General features: G+C 72.8%; 22 protein-coding genes. 17 read left to right on the plus strand and 5 right to left on the minus strand.

Annotation, left to right across the window (positions count from 1 at the left end; all coding sequences use genetic code 11):
* Nucleotides 1-195: 195 nt before the first annotated feature.
* On the minus strand, nt 196-621 hold the full coding sequence (locus FMEAI12_RS07220; protein WP_071061994.1) for a hypothetical protein: 426 nt from the start codon (nt 619-621) through the stop codon (nt 196-198).
* 429 nt (nt 622-1,050) lie between these two features.
* Here FMEAI12_RS07220 and FMEAI12_RS07225 point away from each other — a divergent pair, with 429 nt between their 5' ends.
* From FMEAI12_RS07225 to FMEAI12_RS07260, 8 genes are all read left to right on the plus strand, one after another.
* On the plus strand, nt 1,051-1,476 hold the full coding sequence (locus tag FMEAI12_RS07225) for a Fur family transcriptional regulator (RefSeq protein WP_112105420.1): 426 nt from the start codon (nt 1,051-1,053) through the stop codon (nt 1,474-1,476).
* A 33-nt stretch (nt 1,477-1,509) separates the two neighbouring features.
* The gene (locus tag FMEAI12_RS07230; protein ID WP_020459414.1) at nt 1,510-1,950 is read left to right on the plus strand and encodes a rubrerythrin family protein; all 441 of its coding nucleotides are present in this window, start codon (nt 1,510-1,512) and stop codon (nt 1,948-1,950) included.
* A 210-nt stretch (nt 1,951-2,160) separates the two neighbouring features.
* Entirely contained in the window at nt 2,161-2,757 is a 597-nt protein-coding gene (locus FMEAI12_RS07235; protein WP_112105429.1) for a DUF3501 family protein, read from the plus strand.
* Nucleotides 2,758-2,859: 102 nt separating this feature from the next.
* A complete protein-coding gene (locus FMEAI12_RS07240; protein ID WP_041253891.1) occupies nt 2,860-3,258 on the plus strand; it encodes an SseB family protein in 399 nt (132 codons plus the stop codon).
* A 247-nt stretch (nt 3,259-3,505) separates the two neighbouring features.
* The gene (locus tag FMEAI12_RS07245; RefSeq protein WP_020459416.1) at nt 3,506-4,144 is read left to right on the plus strand and encodes a heme-copper oxidase subunit III; all 639 of its coding nucleotides are present in this window, start codon (nt 3,506-3,508) and stop codon (nt 4,142-4,144) included.
* 5 nt (nt 4,145-4,149) lie between these two features.
* Nucleotides 4,150-5,034: a c-type cytochrome gene (locus tag FMEAI12_RS07250; protein WP_071061991.1), complete on the plus strand. Its 885-nt coding sequence runs from the start codon at nt 4,150-4,152 to the stop codon at nt 5,032-5,034.
* Nucleotides 5,031-6,356: a ubiquinol-cytochrome c reductase iron-sulfur subunit gene (locus FMEAI12_RS07255; RefSeq protein ID WP_112105421.1), complete on the plus strand. Its 1,326-nt coding sequence runs from the start codon at nt 5,031-5,033 to the stop codon at nt 6,354-6,356. The genes FMEAI12_RS07250 and FMEAI12_RS07255 overlap by 4 nt, the downstream gene beginning before the upstream one ends.
* A complete protein-coding gene (locus FMEAI12_RS07260; RefSeq protein WP_020459419.1) occupies nt 6,353-7,993 on the plus strand; it encodes a ubiquinol-cytochrome c reductase cytochrome b subunit in 1,641 nt (546 codons plus the stop codon). The genes FMEAI12_RS07255 and FMEAI12_RS07260 overlap by 4 nt, the downstream gene beginning before the upstream one ends.
* Before the next feature lie 105 nt (nt 7,994-8,098).
* Here the strand turns inward: FMEAI12_RS07260 and FMEAI12_RS07265 are convergent, their stop codons facing one another.
* Both FMEAI12_RS07265 and FMEAI12_RS07270 read right to left on the minus strand, forming a co-directional pair.
* Nucleotides 8,099-9,919 carry a DEDD exonuclease domain-containing protein gene (locus tag FMEAI12_RS07265; RefSeq protein WP_112105422.1) on the minus strand — a complete coding sequence of 607 codons (1,821 nt, stop codon included), beginning with the start codon at nt 9,917-9,919 and terminating at the stop codon, nt 8,099-8,101.
* Between the two features lie 57 nt (nt 9,920-9,976).
* Nucleotides 9,977-10,468: a VOC family protein gene (locus FMEAI12_RS07270; RefSeq protein WP_041253893.1), complete on the minus strand. Its 492-nt coding sequence runs from the start codon at nt 10,466-10,468 to the stop codon at nt 9,977-9,979.
* Nucleotides 10,469-10,701: 233 nt separating this feature from the next.
* Between FMEAI12_RS07270 and FMEAI12_RS07275 the strand changes: the two genes are divergently transcribed.
* Nucleotides 10,702-11,112 (plus strand): HIT family protein, encoded by a 411-nt coding sequence (locus tag FMEAI12_RS07275; protein WP_112105423.1) that lies wholly within the window; start codon nt 10,702-10,704, stop codon nt 11,110-11,112.
* Between the two features lie 154 nt (nt 11,113-11,266).
* Here the strand turns inward: FMEAI12_RS07275 and FMEAI12_RS07280 are convergent, their stop codons facing one another.
* Entirely contained in the window at nt 11,267-12,604 is a 1,338-nt protein-coding gene (locus tag FMEAI12_RS07280; protein WP_112105424.1) for a DUF4352 domain-containing protein, read from the minus strand.
* 461 nt (nt 12,605-13,065) lie between these two features.
* Here FMEAI12_RS07280 and FMEAI12_RS07285 point away from each other — a divergent pair, with 461 nt between their 5' ends.
* The 3 genes from FMEAI12_RS07285 (at nt 13,066) to FMEAI12_RS07295 (ending at nt 16,120) form a co-directional block, all read left to right on the plus strand.
* A complete protein-coding gene (locus FMEAI12_RS07285) occupies nt 13,066-14,379 on the plus strand; it encodes an NYN domain-containing protein (protein WP_112105425.1) in 1,314 nt (437 codons plus the stop codon).
* A 223-nt stretch (nt 14,380-14,602) separates the two neighbouring features.
* Entirely contained in the window at nt 14,603-14,833 is a 231-nt protein-coding gene (locus FMEAI12_RS07290; RefSeq protein ID WP_112105430.1) for a hypothetical protein, read from the plus strand.
* A 147-nt stretch (nt 14,834-14,980) separates the two neighbouring features.
* On the plus strand, nt 14,981-16,120 hold the full coding sequence (locus FMEAI12_RS07295) for a glycosyltransferase family 4 protein (protein ID WP_198541241.1): 1,140 nt from the start codon (nt 14,981-14,983) through the stop codon (nt 16,118-16,120).
* 63 nt (nt 16,121-16,183) lie between these two features.
* Here FMEAI12_RS07295 and FMEAI12_RS07300 read toward each other — a convergent pair whose 3' ends face one another.
* Nucleotides 16,184-17,998, minus strand: coding sequence for a long-chain fatty acid--CoA ligase (locus FMEAI12_RS07300; RefSeq protein WP_112105426.1), 1,815 nt, complete (start codon nt 17,996-17,998; stop codon nt 16,184-16,186).
* 277 nt (nt 17,999-18,275) lie between these two features.
* Here FMEAI12_RS07300 and FMEAI12_RS07305 point away from each other — a divergent pair, with 277 nt between their 5' ends.
* The 5 genes from FMEAI12_RS07305 to FMEAI12_RS07325 all read left to right on the plus strand — a co-directional run bounded on the left by FMEAI12_RS07305 (nt 18,276) and on the right by FMEAI12_RS07325 (nt 22,619).
* On the plus strand, nt 18,276-19,043 hold the full coding sequence (locus tag FMEAI12_RS07305) for a metallophosphoesterase (protein WP_071061920.1): 768 nt from the start codon (nt 18,276-18,278) through the stop codon (nt 19,041-19,043).
* Nucleotides 19,044-19,234: 191 nt separating this feature from the next.
* Entirely contained in the window at nt 19,235-19,681 is a 447-nt protein-coding gene (locus tag FMEAI12_RS07310; protein ID WP_020459429.1) for an SRPBCC family protein, read from the plus strand.
* Nucleotides 19,682-19,688: 7 nt separating this feature from the next.
* Nucleotides 19,689-20,903 carry an ArsA family ATPase gene (locus tag FMEAI12_RS07315; protein ID WP_304598617.1) on the plus strand — a complete coding sequence of 405 codons (1,215 nt, stop codon included), beginning with the start codon at nt 19,689-19,691 and terminating at the stop codon, nt 20,901-20,903.
* Nucleotides 20,900-21,640, plus strand: coding sequence for a hypothetical protein (locus tag FMEAI12_RS07320; RefSeq protein WP_112105431.1), 741 nt, complete (start codon nt 20,900-20,902; stop codon nt 21,638-21,640). Before FMEAI12_RS07315 ends, FMEAI12_RS07320 begins: the two co-directional genes overlap by 4 nt.
* A 7-nt stretch (nt 21,641-21,647) precedes the next feature.
* Entirely contained in the window at nt 21,648-22,619 is a 972-nt protein-coding gene (locus FMEAI12_RS07325) for an ROK family glucokinase (RefSeq protein ID WP_112105428.1), read from the plus strand.
* Nucleotides 22,620-22,838: the final 219 nt, after the last annotated feature.

The following is a 22,838-nucleotide window of genomic DNA, read 5'->3' on the forward strand; positions in this document are numbered from 1 at the left end:
GGACTCGGCCGGGGAAGAGGCGGCCGTCGGGAGGGGGGAGGCCGCGGCCGTCGTCGCCCGCGGCTCCGAGGCGGTGCTCGTCATGTCGTGTCCGTCTGCAGTCGTTGTTCGCGTGGGTCCGGTGGCCGGGCACGACCGCGTCGTCGCGCCGGCCGGGTGGTTCGGTGCGGCCTGGTGGATCGGTGCTGCCGGGCGTCAGTGGTGCCGGACGTTGACCACCGGGCGCCGGACGGCGACTCCGCCGGCCCGTGCGCGCAGCAGCCCGACGACCGCGTCGGTGAGCTCGCCCGGGTCGATCGGGTGGCCGACCACCGCGTCCGCCTGCGACCAGGTGGCCAGCCAGCGGTCGTCGCGCCGGGCGACGAGCAGCAGCATGGGCGGGCAGTCGGCGACCTCGTTCTTGAGCTGCCGGGCCAGCCCCATCCCGCCGGAGGGGGTGGCCTCGGCGTCGAGGATGCAGAGGTCCGCCTCGCTGTGGTCGATGGCGTCGATCAGCGTCTCCGCGTCGGAGACCTCGACAAGCTCGAGCTCGTCGAGGTCGGGTGCGGGACGGCGCCCGAGCGCGGCCAGGACGCGCTCTCGGACGTCGGCCTTGCTCGCGTACACGAGGACGGTGCTCATGGCGTCCACGGGCCTCTCGATGGGCGACCGCCGTGGTCGGCGATCGGGAACGACTGCCGGTACCGGCACTGCGCGGGCACCGGTCCCCGCCGGGCGGCCCCGGGCGTCGCCGCGGAGGCCCGGCGCGTGGCGGCGGGTGTCGCACCGTCCCGGTATCCGTCCCGAAGGCTATCTGCTCGCCGCCCGCCAGGCGCGACGCCATCCGGCTTCACGGGACGCGACGGGCGGTGGGTACGGTCATGCCGTTCGGGGGCGGACGCCCGTGGGGTTTGCCATCGGGTGGTGATGCACGCGATACTGAGACTCGTTCTCAATGTTTGTCCGAGCGCCAGTCCCGACGTTCGCCCGTTGCCGCGGACACACCGACACACGGCACCGGGACGCGGGACGAACGCCCCGGGCGGCGCCGACCGATGACGGACGTGATCGATGCCGGAGCGGACCGAACTACGTCTCACCCCCCAGCGCACCCGTGTGCTGGAGGTGCTGAAGGCCGCCGAGGACCATCCGACGGCGGCGGAGGTCTACGAGCGTGTGCGACTCGCGGCCCCCGGGATCGGCAGCGCGACCGTCTACCGCGCCCTCGCGTTGCTCGTCGAGACCGGGCACGCCCTCGAGCTCAACCTCGGGGACGGCGCGGCCGCCAGGTACGACGCCAACACCAGCCGGCACGACCACGCCGTGTGCGAGCGGTGCGGCCGGGCCGCGGACATCGACCACCCCGTCCCGGACGGCATGGTGGCCGAGATCGCGCGCCGGTCCGGTTTCACGATCACCGGGTACGACCTGCAGTTCAGGGGCCTGTGCCCGGAGTGTCAGACCGCCGGCGAGGGCAATCGCCCGGGCCGACGGTAGGACCCGACACCCATCACGTAGGAGGAGTACCGCATGCCGAAGCTTGACGGCACCAAGACCCACGAGAACCTCAAGGAGGCGTTCGCCGGCGAGAGCCAGGCCAACCGTCGTTACCTGTACTTCGCCCGCCGTGCGGACATCGAGGGCCTGACCGACGCGGCCTCCCTGTTCCGCGACACCGCCGAGGGCGAGACCGGCCACGCGTTCGGGCACATGGACTTCCTCGCCGAGGTCGGCGACCCGGCGACGGGCGAGCCGGTCGGCAACACGTCGAAGAACCTCGCCAGCGCCGTGGCCGGCGAGACCTACGAGTTCACCGCGATGTACCCGGGCTTCGCGAAGACCGCCCGCGAGGAGGGCTTCGAGGAGATCGCCGACTGGTTCTCGACGCTGGCCCGCGCCGAGAAGACCCACGCCGGTCGCTTCAAGAAGGCCCTCGACGCGGTGGTCGCCGAGGAGACCGCTGACGCCTGAGCGGCGCGCGGAGCGGGCCCGGGGTCACCCCGGGCCCGCCACCCGGCCCTCTCGGGGCCCCCGGGCATCCGGCACCTCGGCAACACCCGAAAGACCGTTACACCCCGGTACATCCGGTACTCCGGGGATACACCCAGTACGGCCGGACGGCCGTCGAGGTCGATGCGTCCTCGCGACGGGGAGGGAGCCAGCACGATGACGCTGCGCACGATGGCGTTCACCGCCGCCGACATCACCACCGACCACACGGCCTACTCCGCCCAGCGGGTCCAGGCCCGCTCGAGGATGCTCCCGATCCGCGCCGAGCGGCGCGTCCGGGTCGGTGACATCCTGCTCTTCGAGTTCGAGAACGCCGAGACGTTGCACTACCAGGTGCAGGAGATGGTCTACACCGAGCGGCTCACCGCCCCCGGGGAGGTCGCCCACGAGGTCGAGGCCTACTCGCGGCTGCTGCCGTCCAGCCACGCCCTGACCGCCACGATGTTCATCGAGCTCAACCAGGTCGAGGCCGTGCGCGACGAGCTGGCCCGTCTCTCCGGCGTCCAGCGCCGGGTGGCGCTGGAGATCGGCGGGGTCACCGTGCCCGCCGTCGAGATCCCGGGCGTGGACGAGGACCCCGATCAGCCCAGCGAGACGGTGTCGGTCCACATGCTCCGGTTCCCGCTCACCGACGGCACCAGGGACGCGTTCCGCGACCCGGAGGTCACCGTGGAGCTGGTGGTCGATCATCCCGCCTACAGCGACGCGACCCCCATCGTCGGCGCCGTCCGCCGGAGCCTGATCGCGGATCTCGCGCTGCCGAGCTGACGGCCGCGGCCGCCCATCTCGGGCCGGAGCCGGGTACACGCGGGCGGAGCCGGGTATGCGAGGCCACAGAAGGCACGACTCCCGGATCGACAGGAGCCCGCTGTGACCGACGACGCCAACGACGGGACGACCCGGGCGGGCAATGCCCTGCACCGGCTCGCGCTTGACCACGACGACTCGGCCGCCCTGGGTGCCCTGGCCACCTCCGACGTCCTCGTTCCGGACGTCAGCGACCCGGCCAGGGACAACGGCGATGCCCGTGTGGTGCGGCTGCCCGTCGCCGAGCAGCCCGACGGCCAGCAGTTCGTCCCCACCTTCACCTCGGAGCGGCGCCTCGTTGACGCGCTGCCGAGCGTCGGGCGCTACCGCCGGGTGCCACTGGCCGCGCTGCTGCGGACGTGGCCCGCAGGTGATCTCATGCTTGCCGTCGACCCCGGAACGGAGGAGGGGATCACCCTCCCCGCGGAGGGTGTCCGGGCGCTCGCCGCCCTCGCGGACTGAGCCGTCCGGGCCACCCTCGGCGCGCCGCCCCGCCCTGGGTGAGGGACACAACAACGGGCGGGTTCCCGGGTTACCACCGGACGTGGCCGGCGTCTCGTCAGGTACCAGAACCTGCGTATTAGCAGGAGCTTCGACGCTGAGGAGCAAAATTTCCGGCCGCGCCGGGCCGCGATCCGGGCGTCGTCGACGCCGTGTAGTCCTACCGATTGTCGAACCTACGGTGGCGCGTGCGGCGTCACATGCCAGAATGACCGTCGTGGCCTCAGCCCCTGTCCTCGAGAAGGCTCCTCCAGCGCACCCGGCGGCCAACCGTCCCTCGATGGTCTCGGTCGGCACAGTGGTGTGGCTGTCGTCGGAGCTGATGTTCTTCGCGGCCCTGTTCGCGATGTACTACACGATCCGCTCGGTCAACAGCGGCAACTGGCCGCCGGTCACCGGCGACCCGGCCGGGTCCGAGATCGGGCCCGTGCACCTGCACGTCGCCTATGCGCTGTTCTTCACGGTGATCCTGGTCCTATCCAGTGTGACCTGCCAGCTCGGGGTCTTCGCCGCCGAGCGCGGCGACGTCATCGGCCTGCGCCGCTGGTACCTGATCTCGCTGCTGATGGGGATCGTCTTCGTCGGCGGCCAGGCCTGGGAGTACTTCAAGGAGAACGAGTTCACCCTGGCGTCGCACGGCTACGGGTCGGTGTACTACCTGACCACCGGCTTCCACGGGTTGCATGTGATCGGTGGGCTGGTCGCCTTCGTTCTGGTGCTGGCCAGGTCGACCTACGGGCGGTTCACGCCTGAGAAGGCGACGTCAGCGATCGTCGTGTCGTACTACTGGCACTTCGTCGACGTCGTCTGGATCGCCCTGTTCGCCACCATCTACCTCCTCCAGTGAGCGACATGACCACATCCAAGGCATCCGGAGCCGCGGCGTCCCCGACCTCGTCCGCGGGCGAGGCCGGCAGACCCCGGCTCATCTCGGTGAGGAACGCCGGGCGATCCCGGTCGACCTCCGCGCGCCGCCGACGGCGGTCGTCGTCCATCGTTCTTCTCCTCGGCCTGCTGGCGACGGGGGTGATGTGGACGGTGCTCGCTCCAGGCGGCAACGCGACGGAGACGCCGGACGCCAACGAGGCCGTGCGCCAGGGCCGCGCCCTGTTCCTGCAGGGTTGCGCGACCTGCCACGGGCTGAACGCCCAGGGCTCGACCGAGGGCCCGAGCCTGATCGGCGTCGGCGCGGCCGCGGTGGACTTCCAGATGTCCACCGGCCGCATGCCGCTCGCCGCGCCGGCGGCCCAGGCCGACCGCAAGCCCCCGTCGTACTCGGAGACCCAGATCGACCAGATCGCGGCCTACGTCCAGACCCTGGGCGGCGGTACGCAGGTGCCCGAGTTGACGGAGGCGGATCTCAACGACGCCGACCTCGCAGAGGGCGGTGAGCTCTTCCTCGCGAACTGCGCCCAGTGCCACCAGGCCGCCGGCGCCGGCGCCCCGCTCACCTACGGCAAGTTCGCGCCGTCGCTGAGCCAGGCCACGCCCGAACAGGTCGTCGAGGCGATGCGGACCGGCCCGGAGTCGATGCCGGTGTTCGGTCCCGGTCAGATCAACGATGACGAGGCCGTCGCGGTCGCCGCGTACGTCCGTCACCTCCAGGACACCCCGTCACCCGGTGGTTCCTCGATCGGTAAGTACGGGCCGGTCCCGGAGGGCCTGGTCGCGTGGGTGATAGGCATCGGCGCGCTGCTCGGCGTCTGCCTCTGGATCGGAGCGAGGCAGAAGCTGTGAGCGCCAACCAGGGCCTGACCGGGCCGGAGTCCGCGGACGGCGGCGAGCTGCCGCCGGACTCGCCGGAGCGGCGCATGCACTACGCCGGCTATCAGGGAGAGCCGGCCGACAAATCAGACCAGGACTCGATGAGCAGCATTTTCAAGAGGACCAAGCACCCGGTCGACACGGCCGGGCGCCCCAAGGACGCCACCGACCCCCGGGCCGGCGGCCCCGACGTCCCCGACGCGGGGCACGACGGGCCCGAGGTGCTCGGCACCCCCCCGCACCAGACCGACTCCTCCCGTATCCCGGAGACGACGGTCATGCGCTCGGGCGGGACGTCGACCCTGACCGCACAGGGCGCGGGCGGCGGCGCCGGTGGGGGAGTCACCCCCCGGGCCCCGCACTCCGCGGAGTACGACCGGCGGGCCTCCCGGCGCGCCGAGCGGCTCATCGCCTTCTGGTTCACCATCTCGGTCGTCGGCACGGTGGGCTTCATCGTCACCAACTTCGTCGGCGACAAGCACAAGCAGTACTACACCCCGGCGATGGGCAGCGCCCTCGGCCTGGCCGTCGGCGGCCTCGGCATCGGCATGATCCTCTGGGCCAAGCGCCTGATGCCGCACGAGCAGGCGGTGCAGGAGCGCCACGAGTTCACCTCCTCGCCGGAGGAGATCGCCGTCACCGAGGAGGAGGTCGCCCTCGGCTTCGCCGACACCGGCCTCGCCAAGTACCCGCTGCTGCGGCGCAGCCTCCTCGGCGCCGGAACGGTCCTCGGTGGCCTGCTCGTGGTCCCGCTGCTCAACCTGACCAACAGCAAGCCCGGCAAGAAGTTCGACCACACCCACTGGGTCAAGGGTGCTCGGCTGGTCAACCTGCAGGGCCGGTACGTCAAGCTCGGCGACATCGCGATCGGCGGCATCGAGACGGTGCTGCCGGCGGTGCCGGTCAAGGAGTCCGACGGCAGCATCTCCTACGAGCCCAAGCTGGACATCCACAGCAAGGCCGACAGCACCACGATCCTCATCCGTCTCGAGCCCGGCCTGAACAAGCCGCGCGAGGGCCGTGAGAACTGGGCTGTGGACGGCCACGTCGCCTACTCGAAGATCTGCACGCACGCCGGCTGCCCGGTCAGCCTGTACGAGCAGCAGACGCACCACCTGCTCTGCCCCTGCCACCAGTCGGTGTTCGACGTTCCCGACGGGTGCCGGGCGATCTTCGGGCCGGCCAGCCGCTCGCTGCCGCAGCTCGCCATCGCGGTGGATGACGAGGGCTACTTCATCGCCCGTGACGGGGACTACACCGAGCCCGTCGGCGCCGCGTTCTGGGAGCGCTCATGACCGCCGAACCCGCCTCCGTGACCACTCCGAAGTTCCAGAAGCGGCCGACGCCGGCGCGCAAGGCCAACCGGGCCATCGACGAACGGTTCGGGACGCAGGCGGCCATCCGCCGCAACCTGAACAAGGTCTTCCCGGACCACTGGTCGTTCATGATCGGTGAGATCGCGCTCTACAGCTTCGTCATCCTGCTGTTGACCGGGATCTATCTGACCCTGTTCTTCGACCCGTCGAACGTCGAGATCATCTACAACGGCTCGTACGTGCCGCTCAAGGGCGTCGAGATGAGCCGGGCCTACGCGTCGACGCTGGACATCAGCTTCGACACGCGGGCCGGCCTGGTGTTCCGGCAGATTCACCACTGGGCGGCGCTGATCTTCGCCGCCTCCATCGTGGTGCACCTGCTTCGGGTGTTCTTCACCGGCGCGTACCGCAAGCCCCGCGAGGTCAACTGGCTGATCGGCGTCGGCCTGCTGATGCTGGCCCTGGTCGAGGGCTTCGCCGGCTACTCGCTGCCGGACGACCTGCTCTCCGGCACCGGTCTGCGGATCGCGGCGTCGATCGCCCAGTCCATCCCGATCATCGGGACGTGGGCGTCGTTCCTGGTGTTCAACGGCGAGTTCCCGGGTGAGAACTTCATCCCGCGGCTCTACGTCGTGCACATCCTGCTCGTGCCGGGCGTGCTGCTCGCGCTGATCGGCGCCCACCTGGGCATCCTGTGGCACCAGAAGCACACCGACTTCCCCGGCCCGGGCAAGACCGAGCACAACGTGGTCGGCCACCGGGTGTTCCCGGTGTTCGCGGTGAAGTCCGGCGGCTTCTTCATGCTGACCTTCGCGGTGCTCGCGCTGCTGGGCGGCCTCGCCCAGATCAACCCGATCTGGACGTTCGGCCCCTACGACCCGGCCAAGGTCAGCTCGGCGTCCCAGCCCGACTGGTACATCGGCTTCCTGGACGGCTCCACCCGGCTCATGCCGCCGTGGGAGTTCCGCGGGTGGGGTCACACGATCCCGCCGCTGCTGTGGCCGACGGCGGTCCTGCCGGGCGTCCTGTTCACGCTGCTGGCGGTCTACCCGTTCCTGGAGGCGAAGTTCACCGGGGACAAGGCGTCGCACAACCTGCTGCAGCGCCCGCGGGAGGCACCGACCCGCACGGCGCTCGGCGCGATGAGCATCAGCTTCTACCTGGTGCTGTGGATCTCCGGTGGCAACGACATCATCGCCCACACGTTCAGCATCTCGCTGAACGCGATGACCTGGGCGGGCCGGATCGGGCTGATCGTCGTGCCGCCGATCGCCTACGTGGTCACCAAGAAGCTCTGCATCCACCTCAACGAGCGGGACGCGGAGATCGCCGCGCACGGCATCGAGACGGGCATCATCCGCCAGCTGCCCAACGGCGAGTTCGTCGAGGACCACCGGCCCAAGCCGCCGGCGGTGCCCGACTACCCGGTCGTGCCGAACGACCGGTTCGCGCTCACGGCCGGTGACGGCCACGGCAACGGGACCGGCCAGCACGGCACGGGCCTGGCGCGCCGGGCCGGCAAGGCCGTCGGCGGGTTCTTCACCGAGGAGTCGGAGAAGCCGGCGGACGGCGAGGGCGCAGACTCGGCGGTGGGCGGCGGTCAGACCAAGCACTGAGGTAAGCCACCAGGCTCGACCCGGAGGCACACTCGAGAACAGGCACGCTGAAGCACCGAGGGGCCGTTCCCGTCATCGACGGGGGCGGCCCCTAGCGCTGCGACCCTAGCGTTTCCGCGGCTCGCGGCCGCTCCGGCCGCTCCGGGGGCTGCTGGGCGCGCGCCCGCGTCGGGTGTCGGTGGGGGAGTCGAACCCGCGGTCGAACCCGCTGTCCAAACCGCCGTCGAAGCGGACGTCGAACCGCCGCGCCGCGCGGATCGCGCCGTGCGCCGGCCAGCTCCACTCGCCGTCCAGCCGGACCAGGCGCACGCCGGGCCCGGCCAGCCACCGCCCGATCCGCTCCGTCTCCTCGACCGAGGCGCACGGGGTGGGGCCGGGCAGCGGTCGGACGGTCTCCGCGCTGGCGACCACGGCGTCGACCCAGGGCCTCGGGTCGGTGCCGCGTGGCACCGACGCCGCGGAGACCAGCCGGCCACGGCGGACGACGGCGAGATCCCACCCGGCGTCGGCGGTCGGCGCGGCGGCGACCAACTCGTCGACGCAGGTCAGCGCCGTCAGCCGCTGCATGCGCGCGACGGCCCGCACGTAGGCCGCGAGCCGGTCGCGGACCCCGGCGGCCTCCTCGTAGCGCTGGTCGGCGGACAGTCGCGCGATGCGCCGCTCCAGCACGTCCACGACGGGCCGCGGATCGGCGGTCATCGCGCCGCGCGCCGCGGCGACGTGTTGGCCGTACTCGGCGACCCCCTCCCGGCCGTCGCACGGCGCGCCGCAGCGCCCCAGCTCGGCCAGCGCGCACGCGGCCGTCGGACGGCGCGGCGAGAGCCGGGTCGAGCACTGGCGCAGCGGGATCGCCTCCAGCAGCGCCGTGGCCGCCGACTCGGCCGCCGCCGCGCTGCCGAACGGCCCCAGCGACGTCACACCGTCGCCGACGGAGCGGACCCGGGAGAGCCGGGGGAACGGCTCGTCGGTGAGCCGCAGGTAGACGGCCCGCTCGGGGAACCGGGAGCGGCGGTTGTACGGCGGTTTGTACTCGGCGATCAGCCGCAGCTCGCGCACCTCCGCCTCGAGCGCGTGCGCGCACTCGATCGCGTCGACCCGCTCGGCGATCGCGACCATCTCCGCCATCCGGGTGCGGGGCTCGCTGGCCGTGAAGTAGGTACGCACCCGGGAGCGGACCGACCGGGACGTGCCGACGTACAGCGGGCGCCCCGTGCCGTCGCGGAACACGTAGACCCCCGGGCCGGTGGGCAGGTCGTCGGCGAGGTGCCGCTTGCGCCGCTGGGCGGGGGAGACCCGCGCGCTGTACTCGTGCAGATCCTCGATCGTGGTGACACCCAGGTTGCCCAGCCGCTCGAACAGCCCGTGCAGGACGTCCACCGTCGCGCGGGCGTCGGCCAGCGCCCGGTGGTTCGGCTGGGTCGCGCTACCGAAGAGGGCCGCCAGGGAGGACAGGCGGCAGTCGCGGGTCTCGTCGCGGCTGATGACGCGGCGCGCGATCCGCACCGTGTCGAGATGCTCCCAGGCCGGGGCCGGGTAGCCGCACGCCGTGGCGGCGGCGCGCAGGAAGCCGAGGTCGAACGGGGCGTTGTGAGCCACGAGCACCGCGCCCCGGGCGAACTCCAGGAACGTCGGCACGACCTCGCCGATGCCCGGGGCGGTGGCGACCATGGCGTCGGTGATGCCGGTGAGCACGGAGATGAAGGCCGGGATGGGGGCCGACGGCCGGACCAGGCTCGACATCTCACCGAGGATCTGGCCGCCCCGAACCCGCACGGCGCCGATCTCGGTGATCTCGCTCGTCGCCGGCGAGCCGCCGGTGGTCTCCAGGTCGACGACGACGAACGTCAGGTCCGACAGCGGCCGGCCGAGCTCTGCCAGGCTGGCCTGGCGCGGCACGCCGCCGGTCGGCGCAGGGACTGGGCACACGGCGACACCCTAGGCCGCGGGTACGACAGGATTCGTCCCCGGTCGGCCCGGCGCGGCTCAGGAGAACGGCCGGGCGAAGGCGGTCGGCCCGGCGTTCATCACGCGGAACTCGTTGCCCTCGGGGTCGCGCAGCACGAAACCGGTCTCCCCGTCGGCCTCGTACCGGGCGAGCTGGCGCGCGCCCAGCGACGACAGCCAGCCGATCACCCGCTCCGCGTCGACGGCGTACAGCTCCAGGTGCAGGCGGTTGCCGGCCTTGTCCGCGGTGTCCTGCTCCGGTTCCGGGCGGCGGCCGGCCCGGCGCGCCGCCCATCGTGGTGGTCGTTGCTCGCCTCGGGCGGCCCGCGGCTCGGGCCGCCGCCGGAGCAGGAGCTTGGGCCCGGCACCGGCGGGATGACGCAGGACGGCCGAGTCGCCGCCCTGCTCGGAGACCTCGTAACCGAGGGCGTTGGACCAGAAGCGGACCATCGTGTCCACATCGGTGCAGTCGACGCTGATACGGGCGACCCTGATGCCGTTCGTCTCAAACCACGCCACCCGGAGCATCATTCCGTATGGCCGGGTTTGTTGGCGCACCAGAGTGCTTCCGGCGTGTCCTCCTGGACCTCTTTGTGGGCTACGTTTCCTGTTAGTCGCTATTGCCCGCTATCGTATGGTTTCAAGTGTGATAGTGGATGGTGTGGTCCGCCTGCCGGCCGCGTTCACCAGAGGCTCCCCGGACCGACCGCGACCCCGGCGTCCGTGGTCGGGTGCCGCGCGGTCGATCTCGGTAGGGTCCGGCCATGGCCAGTGTCTTCACCCGGATCATCAACGGCGAGCTCCCGGGCCGCATCGTCTACTCGGACGAGTCGGCGGTCGCGTTCCTCTCCATCGCGCCCGTCCGCCCCGGGCACACGCTCATCGTGCCCCGCCTGGAGATCGATCACTGGATCGATCTGCCGGACGAGACGGTGCGCGCGGTGTGGAGTGCCGCGGCTGTCGTCGGGCGGGCCATCGACACGGTGTTCAAGCCACGGCGGGTCGCGGCGATGCTCGCCGGGATGGAGGTGCCGCACGCCCACATCCACCTGTTCCCGATCGACGCGGAGTCGCAGATGAGCTTCGCGCTCGCCGACCACAACCCCGATCCGGCGATGATGGACGACGTCGCCGAGCGCCTGCGGGCGGCCCTGGCGGAGCCGCGCCGGGTCTAGATCCGGCCACGCCGGGTCCGGAGCGAGCCGTGCCGGTTGTGGCGGAGCCGTGCCGGTTGTGGCGGAGCCGAGTCGAGCTCTGCCACGGGTGCCCCGCCGAGGCCCCGTCCGTGCCCGTTCACCGTGGAACGGGCACGGACGGGGCCCCCTGTCGTCAGAACTGGAACTTCGCCGGCTGCGTCGCGAACAGCGGCTCCCAGGACAGGATGTGGTGACCCGCCGGGGCGTCGATGACCACGTTGCCGCGCACCTTCTGACCGGCCTTCAGGTCGAGGGTGAACAGCTTCGGCTCGACCGTGGTGAAGGAGCCGTCGTAGCGGCTGCCGTCCGAGGTCTGGATGTAGAAGTCGTCCGGTGACGCGGTCGTCTCGCCGCGGATGGTCTCGACGGTCACGTTCAGGATGTAGTTGGCGCCCTGCACCGGCGGATCGGAGTAGTCGGCGGCCGGGCCGGTGGTGCTGCAGATGCTGTTCAGCGTCACCTTGGCCTCGAAGTCGCTGACCGACGAGCTCGCGGTGCCGACCACCGTGCCCGTCCCACCCAGGGTCAGGGTGCCCGCGGGCGGCGCGCCCTGCGGCACGACCGGCGTGCATCCGGCGGGGCCGGCAGGCTGCTGCGGGGCCGTCGTCGTACCCGGGACGGCGGGTGCCGTCAGGGTGGGCACGGTGCCCGGGCCCAGGTTCGTGACCGCCGGCGGCGTGGCCGTCGGCTTCGAGTCGTCGCCGCCGGCCGCGAGGGCGATCACCACCCCGAGGACGATGACCGCGACGACGGCCACCGGAATGATGATCATTGCCGGGTTCCGGCGGGGCCGGGCCGGTGGCGGGCCGCCGGGCTGCTGCCAGTTGCCCTGCTGCTGGGGGAAGCCCTGCTGGTAGCCAGGCTGCTGATAGCCGGGCTGCTGGTACCCCTGCTGCTGGTAGTCGCCTGGCTGTGGCTGGTAGCCGGGCTGCTGGTACCCCTGCTGCTGGTAGTCGGCGGGCTGCTGATACCCGGGCTGGTAGCCCTGCTGCTGGTAGTCAGCCGGCTGCTGGTAGCCCTGCTGGTACTGGCCCTGGGTGCCACCCTGCTGGTAGTCGGCGGGCTGCTGCCATCCGGTGCCGGGCTGGCCCGGCTGCCCCCAGGGCGTATCGGTGCCCTGCTGGGGCCACTGCTGTTGTCCCGCCCCGGGCCACGAACCGTCCGGGTTGGGCCCGCCGGCCGGTGGCGTGCCCCATCCGCCGCCCGCCCCGCCGCCCACGGGCGTGGTGGACGGCCATCCGCCGCCTTCCTGGCCCGGCGCGCCGGTGCCCCACTGCGGCACGGGCGCCGGCGGCGGGGTGGTGGACGGCAGGCCGCCCTGGCCCGCGCCGGGAGCGCCGGCCGCTGCGGGCGCTCCGCCCGCCTGGCCGCCGGCATCCGGTGGCTGTTGCCACGAGTTGTTGGGGGCCCTCCAGGTCTCCTGGTTCTCCGGACCGGGGGAGGGCTGGCCAGGAGGGGTCTGGTCGGTCAACGGGTGTCCTCTCGACGGCCATTGCCGTGTTTCTCTCGAAGTGAGGTATGTGCGGACGGACAGGGCGAGGCTACATAAGCCGGATATCACATGAGACAATGGCCGGCTGGCTCGCGAAATGCGGTAGATGCGGCGGTGCCGTGATGCCCCGGGCCCGCGCCGCCGTGTCCTGTGGCCTGCGGCAGCCCCTCGGCCCCGGCCCACCGGGGGCGAAACACCGCTTCCCGTTGGGATTCGCGGCCGCCGACGCGGACCCTGCGGCGGTGCGTGCCCGTTCGCGGTGGGCTGGGCACGGATTCACCGATGGTGTCCGAAGAGGTCGTGCTGGCCGACCGATACCCTGGACCGTCGCTGTCGTCGTTCGCTCCGGAGTCCCCCGTGCCAGTGGTAATGCCCCGACCACTCGGCCGGCCACGGGGAGTCGGCGTCCGCACCCCCGCCGGCCAGGCCGGGCCCGTCGCATGAACGAGACGCTGCCCGTGGACGTGCGGGCCCAGGTCGTGGTCTACGCCGCCGAGACCCTGGCCGACATCGCCGAAGCGGTCGTCCCCCCGAGCCTGGTCGCCGTGCGCCGGTTCAAGCCGTCGCGCCGGGCCCGGCTGGGCGCCGTCCCGCTGGCGGCCGCGATCGAGCACGACGCGCAGTTCCGCGGCCGGGTGGCCGAATGGGTGCGCCGCACCCACCCCGATCTGGTCGTCGCGATCACCGGGGAGGGCGGCCCGCCACCCGCCGCCCCACCCGCCCAGGTCGCGGCGGTCGCCTACATCCTCCGGCTCCCCGACTGGGAGCAGTTCGTCGAGGAGGCGGCCCGATCGTCCGAGCAGGCGGTCTCCACCGCGCGGCTCGTCGACGCCGAGCGCGAGATCGACCGCCTGCACCAGCAGATCGAAGCCGTCCGCCGGCTCGCCCGCACCGAGCAGGACCAGCTGCGCGGCCAGCTCGACCAGGCACGGGCCGAGGCGGAGGAGGCCCGCCGCCGGCTACGGTCCTCCGCGGACCGCGTCCGCCGCGCCGAGCTCGCCGCCCGGGAGGTGAGCCTCGCCGCCGAGGCCGCCCGGGACGCCGCGCTGGCCTCGGCCCGGGAGAGCGAGGCCGAGGTACGGCGGCTGCGCGCGCGGGTCGGTGACCTCGAGGCCGCCGCCTCGCTGACCCGCCGCGACACCCGCGAGTCCCGCGGCCTGGACGAGGCGCGGCTTCGGGTGCTGCTCGACACGCTGATGGCTGCGGCGAACGGGGTCCGGCGGGAGCTGGCGCTGCCGACCACCGTCGCGCGGCCCGCCGACCTGGTCGACCGCTCCGACAACGGAGCCGCCTTCGACCCGTTCTCCGCGGTCGGTGGCCGCGGGCGCTCCGCCGACGACCCGGCCATCATCGACGACGTCCTCGCCATCCCCGGCCTGCATCTGATCATCGACGGTTACAACGTCACCAAACGCGGCTACGGCACCCTGACCCTCCAGGCCCAGCGGGCACGCCTGCTGGCCGGCCTGGGAGCCCTGGCCGGCCGCTCCCTCGACACCGAGGTCACCGTCGTCTTCGACGCGACGGCGGTGGTGGCCCGGCCGGTCGGGGTCGCGATGCCCCGCGGCGTGCGGGTCGTCTTCAGCCAGCCCGGCGAGCTGGCCGACGACGAAATTGGACGTCTCGTGCGCGCGGAACCCGTCGGCCGACCGGTGGCCGTCGTGACCTCCGACCGCGAGGTGGCGGAGAACTGCGCCTCGCAGGGCGCCCGCACCGTCCCCTCGGACGCCCTCCTGGCCCGCCTCGACCGCTAGCTCTCCGCCGGCCCCGACTTACTCAGCCGCCACGGTTCGTTGACGCTTGGGTGGCGCCGGGTATGGGGGACGGGGTTCGGGCGTCCGGAACTGTCGGACCCCTCACCTAGCGTGGTTCGCGTCGAACTGGTGTCCGGTTCCGCGGTGGTCGACAGGGCTCGGTGATCTACCGGGTGCGGGGAAGACCAGGCGGATCCGGGCGGCGAACCGAGAGGTGAGCACGATGCTGATCGACTGTGATGCGTGCGCCGTGCGAGACGTCGCGTGCGCGGACTGCGTGGTGACCGTCCTGCTGGCCCCGCCGTCCACCGGCATGGAGTGGGACGAGGACGAGCGCCGCGCCCTCGCCGTGCTCGCCGATGCCGGGCTCATCCCGAGGTTGCGGCTTGCCCCCGGCGGGTCGCCGACCGGCCCGGAAACGCCCCGGCCCCTGCCACGCCGCCGCGCCGGTTGACGCCTGGCTGATGCGCTGCCCGGGGCGTGCCCGGGGAGCGGGCGGTGCGGCCGCGTCCGGGAGAGGGAGAGCGCTCTGTGTGCGGGCGGGGCGCTGCGGTGGTGTCCGCGTGGTTGGAGGCGTCCCACCTGCGTCTTGATGGAGGCGATGCGGGAACATGGCGGCGTGCGGGTGCTCGCTGTGACCAATGACTTCCCTCCGCGGCCCGGTGGCATCCAGGCGTATGTGCACAATTTCGCCTCGCGGTTGCCCGACGACGAGATCGTGGTGTATGCCCCTGCCTGGCGGGGGGCCGCCGAGTTCGACGCGGCGCAGCGGTTCCCGGTGGTGCGGCACCCGACGTCGCTGATGCTGCCCACGCCGGATGTCTTCCGTCGCGCGCGGGAGATCGCGCGGTCGGAGAAGTGCGACACGCTGTGGTTCGGCGCGGCGGCGCCGCTGGGCCTGCTCGGGGCGCGGCTGCGCCGGGATCTCGACGCCCGCCGGGTGCTGGCCAGCACGCACGGGCACGAGGTGGGCTGGGCCGCGTTGCCCGGCGCGCGGCAACTGCTGCGGCGCATCGGGGCGACCACCGACGTGATCACCTACCTCACGGACTACACCAGGGGTCGCCTCGGTCCGGCCTTCGGTCCGCATCCGGACCTGGCCCGGCTGCCCAGCGGTGTCGACCCGTCCCTGTTCCGGCCGGGGGAGGGGCGGGACGAGACCCGTCGTCGCTACGGGCTGGGTAGCCGTCCGGTGGTCGTCTGTGTGAGCCGTCTGGTTCCGCGTAAGGGGCAGGACATGCTGATCCGGGCGCTGCCGGCGTTGCGCCGGCGGATCCCGGGCACCGCGCTGCTGCTCGTCGGCGGCGGGCCGTACCGGCAGGAGCTCACCCGGCTGGCCAGGGAGAACGACGTCGCCGAGCACGTGGTGTTCACCGGGTCGGTGCCGTGGGCGGAACTGCCGGCCCACTACGCGGCGGGGGACGTCTTCGCCATGCCGTGCCGCAACCGGCGCGCGGGGCTCGAGGTCGAGGGCCTGGGCATCGTCTTCCTCGAGGCCTCGGCGACCGGGCTGCCGGTGGTCGCCGGCCGCAGCGGGGGAGCCCCCGACGCGGTCCTCGACCAGCGGACGGGGGTGGTCGTGGACGGCCGCGATCCGCGCGCGCTGATCCGGGCCGTCGGCGACCTGCTGGCCGATCCGAACCGCGCCCGCTCGATGGGGACCGCCGGGCGGGCGTGGGTCGAGCTCCGCTGGCGCTGGGACGTCCTGGCCTCGGACCTGCGCGACCTGCTGCTCGCCTGAGCCGCCCGCGGCCGCCCGGCCTGCGCCTGGCCCGGGCCATGCTCGGCTGGGGCGTGCGGGGGATCAGGAGGCGGTCCGGGCCCCCGCGTAGATGGATTCCACGGCTGCCGCGTGGCGTTCCATGATGAGGTTGCGCTTCACCTTGAGACTCGGGGTGAGCTCGCCGCCGGCGACGGTGAAGTCGTTCGGCAGGATCACGAACTTCTTGATCGACTCGGCGTGGGAGACGGTGGCGTTCGCCGCGTCCACGGCCTTCTGGACCTCGGCCAGCAGTTCCGGGTCGGTGGCGAGGTCGGCGGGGGTCACCGTCGACGGGTGGTCGTGGGTGTCGCGCCAGGAGGCGAAGGCGTCCGGGTCGAGGGTGATCAGGGCGGCGATGAACGGCCGCTGGTCGCCGATCAGCATCGCCTGGCTGATCAGCGGGTTCTCCTGGATGCGGTGCTCGAGGGGCGCCGGGGCGATGTTCTTGCCGCCCGCGGTGACGAGCAGCTCCTTCTTCCGCCCTGTGATGCGCAGATGTCCGGTCTCGTCGAGGGAGCCCAGGTCGCCGGACCGCAGGAAGCCGTCGGCGTCGAGCGCCTCCTTGGCCGCCGTCTCGTCGTTGCGGTAGCCACTCAGGACCAGGTCGCCGCGGATGAGGATCTCCCCGTCGTCGGCGATACGGATCGTCACGCCGGGCAGCGGCAGGCCGACGGTGCCGATCTTCAGTGAATCGGGCCGGTTCACGGTCGCGGCCGCGGTGGACTCGGTGAGCCCGTACCCCTCGAAGATCGGAACCCCGATGCCCCGGTAGAAGTGGCAGAGGCGTGGGCCCAGCGGCGCGCCGCCGCTGATGGCGTGGTCGATCCGGCCGCCCATCGCGGCCCGCAGCTTGCTGTAGACGAGGCGGTCGAACAACGCGTGCCGGGCGCGCAGCAGGAAGCCGGGCCCGCCGTGGTCGAGGGCCTCGCTGTAGGCGATCGCGGTGGCCTCGGCGGCGTCGAAGATCCGGCCTTTCCCGTCGGCGTGGGCCTTGGCACGGGCGCCGGCGTGCACCTTCTCGTAGACCCTCGGCACCGCGAGCAGAAAGCTCGGGCGGACCTGGGCCAGGTCGGCCAGCAGCGTGGACGTGTCCGGCGCGTAGGCGATGCACCGCGCGCTGTTGATGATGGTGCACTGCATCGTCCGCGCCAGCACATGGGCCAGCGGCAGGATCATCAGCGTGGACGCGTCCTCGGTGAACAGGTCCGGCATGGTCGCCGCGGAGCTCATCGCGTTGAACAGCAGCGAGCGGTGGGCGAGCTCGCAGCCCTTCGGTCTGCCGGTGGTGCCGGAGGTGTAGATGATTGTGGCGATGCTGGCCGCGGTCACCCCGGCCCGCGCGGCGGCGAGCTCCTCCTCGCCGGTCCCCGCGGCGGCCCCGGCCTCGGCCAGGGTGTCGAGCGCGCCGCCGTCCAGGACGAGCACCTCGCGCAGGGTGGGAACCTGGTCGCGCACCGTGGCGACGAGTGCGGCGTTGGCCTCGGTCTCGACGACGGTGAGAACGGCCTCCGAGTCCGACAGGATCCACTCGATCTGGCTGGCACTGGACGTCTCGTAGACCGGCACGGTGACCGCGCCGGCGACCCAGACCGCGTAGTCGACGACCGTCCACTCGTACCGGGTGCGGCTCATGATCGCGACGCGGTCGCCGGGGCGCACCCCGCGGGCGGCGAGGCCGGCGGCCGTGCGGACCACCAGATCGCGGAACTCCCGCGCGGTCACGTCGGCGAACTGGCCGCCCGACTTGTGGCGGACGATGACCTTCTCGGGTGTCCGTGACGCGTTGGCGAACACGGCATCGCTGAGAGTCATGTCATCCGCCACGGTGACTCGGGCGGGAGAGGTGTACTCGCGCACGGGAACTCCTTGGCTGGCGGCGGGCCGTTCGGGGTGACGTGCCGGTGCGGCGCTGATCCGCGACGCTGCCTTCTGGTGCGGCGTGGCACTGAGGTGTGGCACTGATGGGAGGGCGGTCGGTGATCGGAGAGAAGTTGGTCAAGTGACGTTAGCCTGTGAGCGCGGCCACGGCGAGCCGTCCGCGCCCGCTTTTTTCGCCCCCGCCGCGCCGACCCGCCTGTGCGCTTTCGGGTACGGGTGCTGTGGAAGGCACGCGACTCGCCCTAAGCTCTCTCACGTGCGCGTGCATGTGGTGAGCGACGTTCACGGACGGTCGGACGCGCTCCCGGGCGCCGCCGCCGGTGCCGACGCCTTCGTCTGCCTCGGTGACCTGATTCTCTTCATCGACTACTTCGATCACGGCCGCGGGATCATGGGTGAGCTGTTCGGCGCCGAGGCGGTGGGCCGCATGATCGAACTGCGTACCGAGCAGCGGTTCGACGAGGCGCGGGAGTGGTCCAGGAAGCTCTGGGCGGGGGTCGACGGCGACCGGGCCGACGTCGTCGAGGCGGCCATCCGGCGGCAGTACGCGGCCATGTTCTCCGCGTTCCCGACGCCGACCTACCTCACCTACGGCAACGTGGACCTCCCACATCTCTACCCCGACTTCCTGCGCGACGGGATCACCCTCCTCGACGGCCAGACCACCGAGATCGGCGGGCTGACGTTCGGGTTCGTCGGCGGTGGGCTGCGCACGCCGATGAACACCCCGTACGAGATCGACGACGAGACCTACGCGGCGAAGGTGGCCGCGGTCGGCGCGGTCGACGTCCTGTGCTGCCACATCCCGCCGCACGTCCCGGAGCTGGTCTACGACACGGAGGCCCGCCGGTTCGAGCGCGGCAGCGTCGCGGTGCTGGAGGCCATCCACGCGACACAGCCGCGGTACGCGCTGTTCGGCCATGTGCACCAGCCCCTGGTCGCCGAGCTCGAGATCGGCGCGACCCGATGTGTCAACGTCGGTCACTTCAACGCGCGGGGCGCGCCGTACGTCCTCGAGTGGTAGGACACCCGGCCCCGCGCCCGGGTTCCGGTAGCCTCAACGATCGATCGGGTAATCGTCCGGCGGCCCGTGACACGGGTCGCCGAACGGGTGCCGAACGGCCCGCGGAGGCGGGCCGGCGGCACGGCCCGGACAGGACCGGCGGGTCCGACCAGGCCCCGCCGGGGCGATGAGATGTGGAGGTGCTGGCGGCTATGGCGGACCACGCGCAGTCGTCGATCGTCATCGATGCCAGGCCGGCCGTCATCATGGGGGCCATCGCGGACATCGCCGCCTACCCGACCTGGGTCGGCCAGATCGAACAGGCCGAGATCCTCGAGGTCGGCCCGGACGGCCGCCCGCGGCAGGCCCGGTTCCGGATCAACGCCGTCGTCGTGAAGGACGAGTTCGTCAACGAGTACACCTGGAAGGGCGACGAGCACGTCAGCTGGAGCCTCGTCTCCGGCGAGGCGATGTCGACCCAGGACGGTTCGTACACGCTGCGTGATCTCGGCGACGGCAGCACCGAGGTGACCTACGACCTCACCGTCGAGCTCAAGATCAAGATCCCCGGCCTGCTCCGTCGGAAGGTGCAGGGCGGCATCGTCGACGCGGCGCTCAAGGACCTCAAGAAGCACGTCGAGAAGCTCACCGAGAGCTGACCATCCGGTGCGGTGTGTGCTCCTGACGGGCAAGGGTGGTGGTGGGACCACGACGGTGGCGGCGGCGACGGCCACGCTCGCGGCCCAGCGCGGCCACCGGACGCTCCTGGTCTGCGCCGACCCGGCCGCCGGCCTGGCCGGCATCCTCGACCATCCGCTCGGCCCCGGTGAGGTCGAGCTCGAACCCGGGCTGTTCGGCCTCCAACTGGACCTGCGCCACGCGTTCGCCGAGCGCTGGCCGCAACTACGCGCGCTGATCTCGGCCGTGGCCCCCGCCGCCGGTGTCGACCTCCTGGAGGTCGAGGAGCTCGCCGGCCTGCCCGGCGCCCTCGAGGCGCTCACCCTGCTGGAGCTGCGCGACCGGCTCGAGTCGGACCGCTACGACGTCGTGGTCGTCGACGCAGGGCCGGCCAGCGCCGCGCTGCGGCTGCTGGCGAGCCCGGAGACGCTCGCGTGGGGCTGCCGCCGGCTCGGCTCCCCGGACGGCGCGCTCGCCCGCTGGATGCGCCCGTCGCTGGCGCTGCCGGGCCGTCTCACCGGGCGGGTGGCCGCGATCGCCGGGCCCGCCTACGAGGCGGTGTCGTGGCTGGCACGCCTGGCGCGTGACATGCGCGCCCTGCTTGCCGATCCCGTCGTGACCAGCGTGCGCCTGGTGCTGACCCCGGAGACGGCCGCGCTCGCCCAGGCCCGGCGGACCCTGAGCGCCCTGGCGCTGCACGGCATCGGCGTGGACGCGGTGGTCGCGAACCGGGTGATCGCTTCGGTCGGGGGCGACGCCTGGCGGGCCGGCTGGGCGGCGGCGCACCGTCAGCAGCTCATCGAGATCGGCGCGTTCGTCGCGCCGCTGCCCGTCCTCACCGCCGCCTACCGGGCCGGTGAGCCGCTCGGGCTGGAGGAGCTCGCCGCCTTCGGCGCCGCGGCCTACGGAGACCTCGACCCGGCCGCGGTGCTCAGCGTTCACCGGTCCGGCGAGGGGGCGGGCCCGCGGGTCGAGCGCACCGAGGGCGGCTACGCCATGTCGTTCGGCCTGCCCTTCGTCGACCGGTCGGAGGTCGACCTCGCCCGGGTCGGTGACGACCTCATCGTCAGCGTCGGCCCGCACCGGCGGCTCGTCCCGCTGCCCGCCGCGCTGCGCCGGTGTGATGTGTCAGGCGCCCGGCTGGCCGAGGAGCGCCTCGTCGTGTCGTTCGTGCCGGACCCGGCCCAGTGGGTGCGCGCGTGAGCACGTCGGACGGGGTGCCCCGGGAGGTCGTCGGCTCGCTCGCCCAGGAGGCGGCGCTGCTGGCGGCGGCCGTCCGGGACTGGGCGGCGGCCAACGGCGGCCCGGACGCCGCGGACGGTCATTTCGACACCGCTGACGGGCAACCCGCCGGCACGGCACCCGCCGGCACGGCACCCACCGGCGCAGCCGCCAACGCCACAGCCCCCGGCGCCGCGGGATCGGACGCGCACGGCGGCCGGGACGGCTCCTGGCCATGCTGCGCCTGCCCGGTCTGCCGGGTTCTCGCCAGTGTCCGGGAGGAGCACGTGGAGGTCGCGGGCCACCTGGTCGACGCGGCAGTGTCACTGAGCGCGGCGGCGCGTGCCGCCTGGACGGTCTGGGGCGCCAGCGGGCACCGCGGCCAGGCCGCGGGCGAACCTGCCGACCCGGCCGGACCGCGACATGGTGCAACCGGCCGGGAGCGTAGCGAAGCGGCCGCCGGGGATCGGGTTCGTCCGGCCGAGACGGGGCACGGTGGAGGCGCAGACCGTCTTCCCGGGCAGGCGGCGGCACCGCATGACAGCGGCGGTCCGGCCGCCAGGGAACGGGGAGCCGGGACCGACCGCGATCCCTTCCCCGCGCCGGGCTTTCCACCACCAGGCTTCCCACCACCAGGCCGGGGCCGTGAGACGGGCGCCGGCCTTACAACGTCCGCGGGGTCGCCCCGACCCCGTGTCCAGAAGATCGATGTGAGGTGAGCGCACAGTGACCACCGGGTCAGCGACCGCCCCCGAGGGGGACGGCGACCTGGCGATCGGAGTCGACGTCGGCGGGACGAAAGTTGCCGCCGGTGTCGTCGACGCCCAGGGCAGGATGCTGGCCTCCGCCCGACGGCCCACCCCGAGCCATGCCCCGGCCGAGGTCGCCGACGCCATCGCCGAGCTCGTCGCCGGGCTCCGCCAGGAATACGACGTCCGCGCCGTGGGCATCGGCGCGGCGGGATGGATCGACCGCGACCGGTCGACCGTCCTCTTCGCCCCGAACCTGGCCTGGCGCGACGAGCCGCTGCGCGACGTCGTGGCGGAGCGGGTCGGCCTGCCCGTGGTCGTCGAGAACGACGCCAACGCGATGGCCTGGGCCGAGTACCGCTTCGGCGCCGGGCGCGGCCAGGCCGACCTCGTCTGCGTCACCGTCGGCACCGGTATCGGCGGCGGCATCGTCCTGGACGGCCGGCTGCACCGCGGCGCGTTCGGTATCGGCGCCGAGATGGGCCACATGCAGGTGGTCCCGGGCGGCCACCTGTGCGGCTGCGGGAACCGCGGCTGCTGGGAGCAGTACGCCAGCGGACGGGCCCTCGTCCGGGTCGCCCAGGAGATGGCCACCGCGTCCCCGGAGGCCGCCCGCACGATGCTGGCCGGTCGCTCCGTCGAGGAGCTGAGCGGGCCGGACGTCACCGCCGCCGCCCAGGACGGCGACCCGGCCGCGGTGAAGTGCTTCGAGGAGATCGGCCACTGGCTCGGCCAGGGCCTGGCGAGCCTGACGGCGATCCTCGACCCCGGCCGGTTCGTCATCGGTGGCGGAGTGTCGGACGCGGGGGACCTGCTGGTCGGGCCCGCCCGCGCCCAGTACCGGGCGGGGCTGTCGGGCCGCGGGCACCGGCCGGAAGCCGACGTGGTGGTGGCCACCCTCGGCTCCTCCGCCGGCATCGTCGGCGCCGCCGACCTCGCCCGCCGGTAGCCGCCGGCCGGCCGGGCACCGCGGGGGCATCGGGGCTCGGTTGGGCCCCGGTCGGGGCTGAAAGCGATAAATATTCGTACCGCCCCGGCCGCTATGCACGGCAGCCGAGGAACCGTGGCCGTTGAGTGACAGCCACGACTCACTCGACGGCCACACTTCGCCCGGCGGCGGAGCCGGCCGTGCATAACAGCTGGTGGTGCGGTTCGGGGGGAGAGGGGG

The sequence above is a fragment of the Parafrankia sp. Ea1.12 genome (assembly GCF_900465275.1).
Taxonomy (GTDB): domain Bacteria; phylum Actinomycetota; class Actinomycetes; order Frankiales; family Frankiaceae; genus Parafrankia; species Parafrankia soli.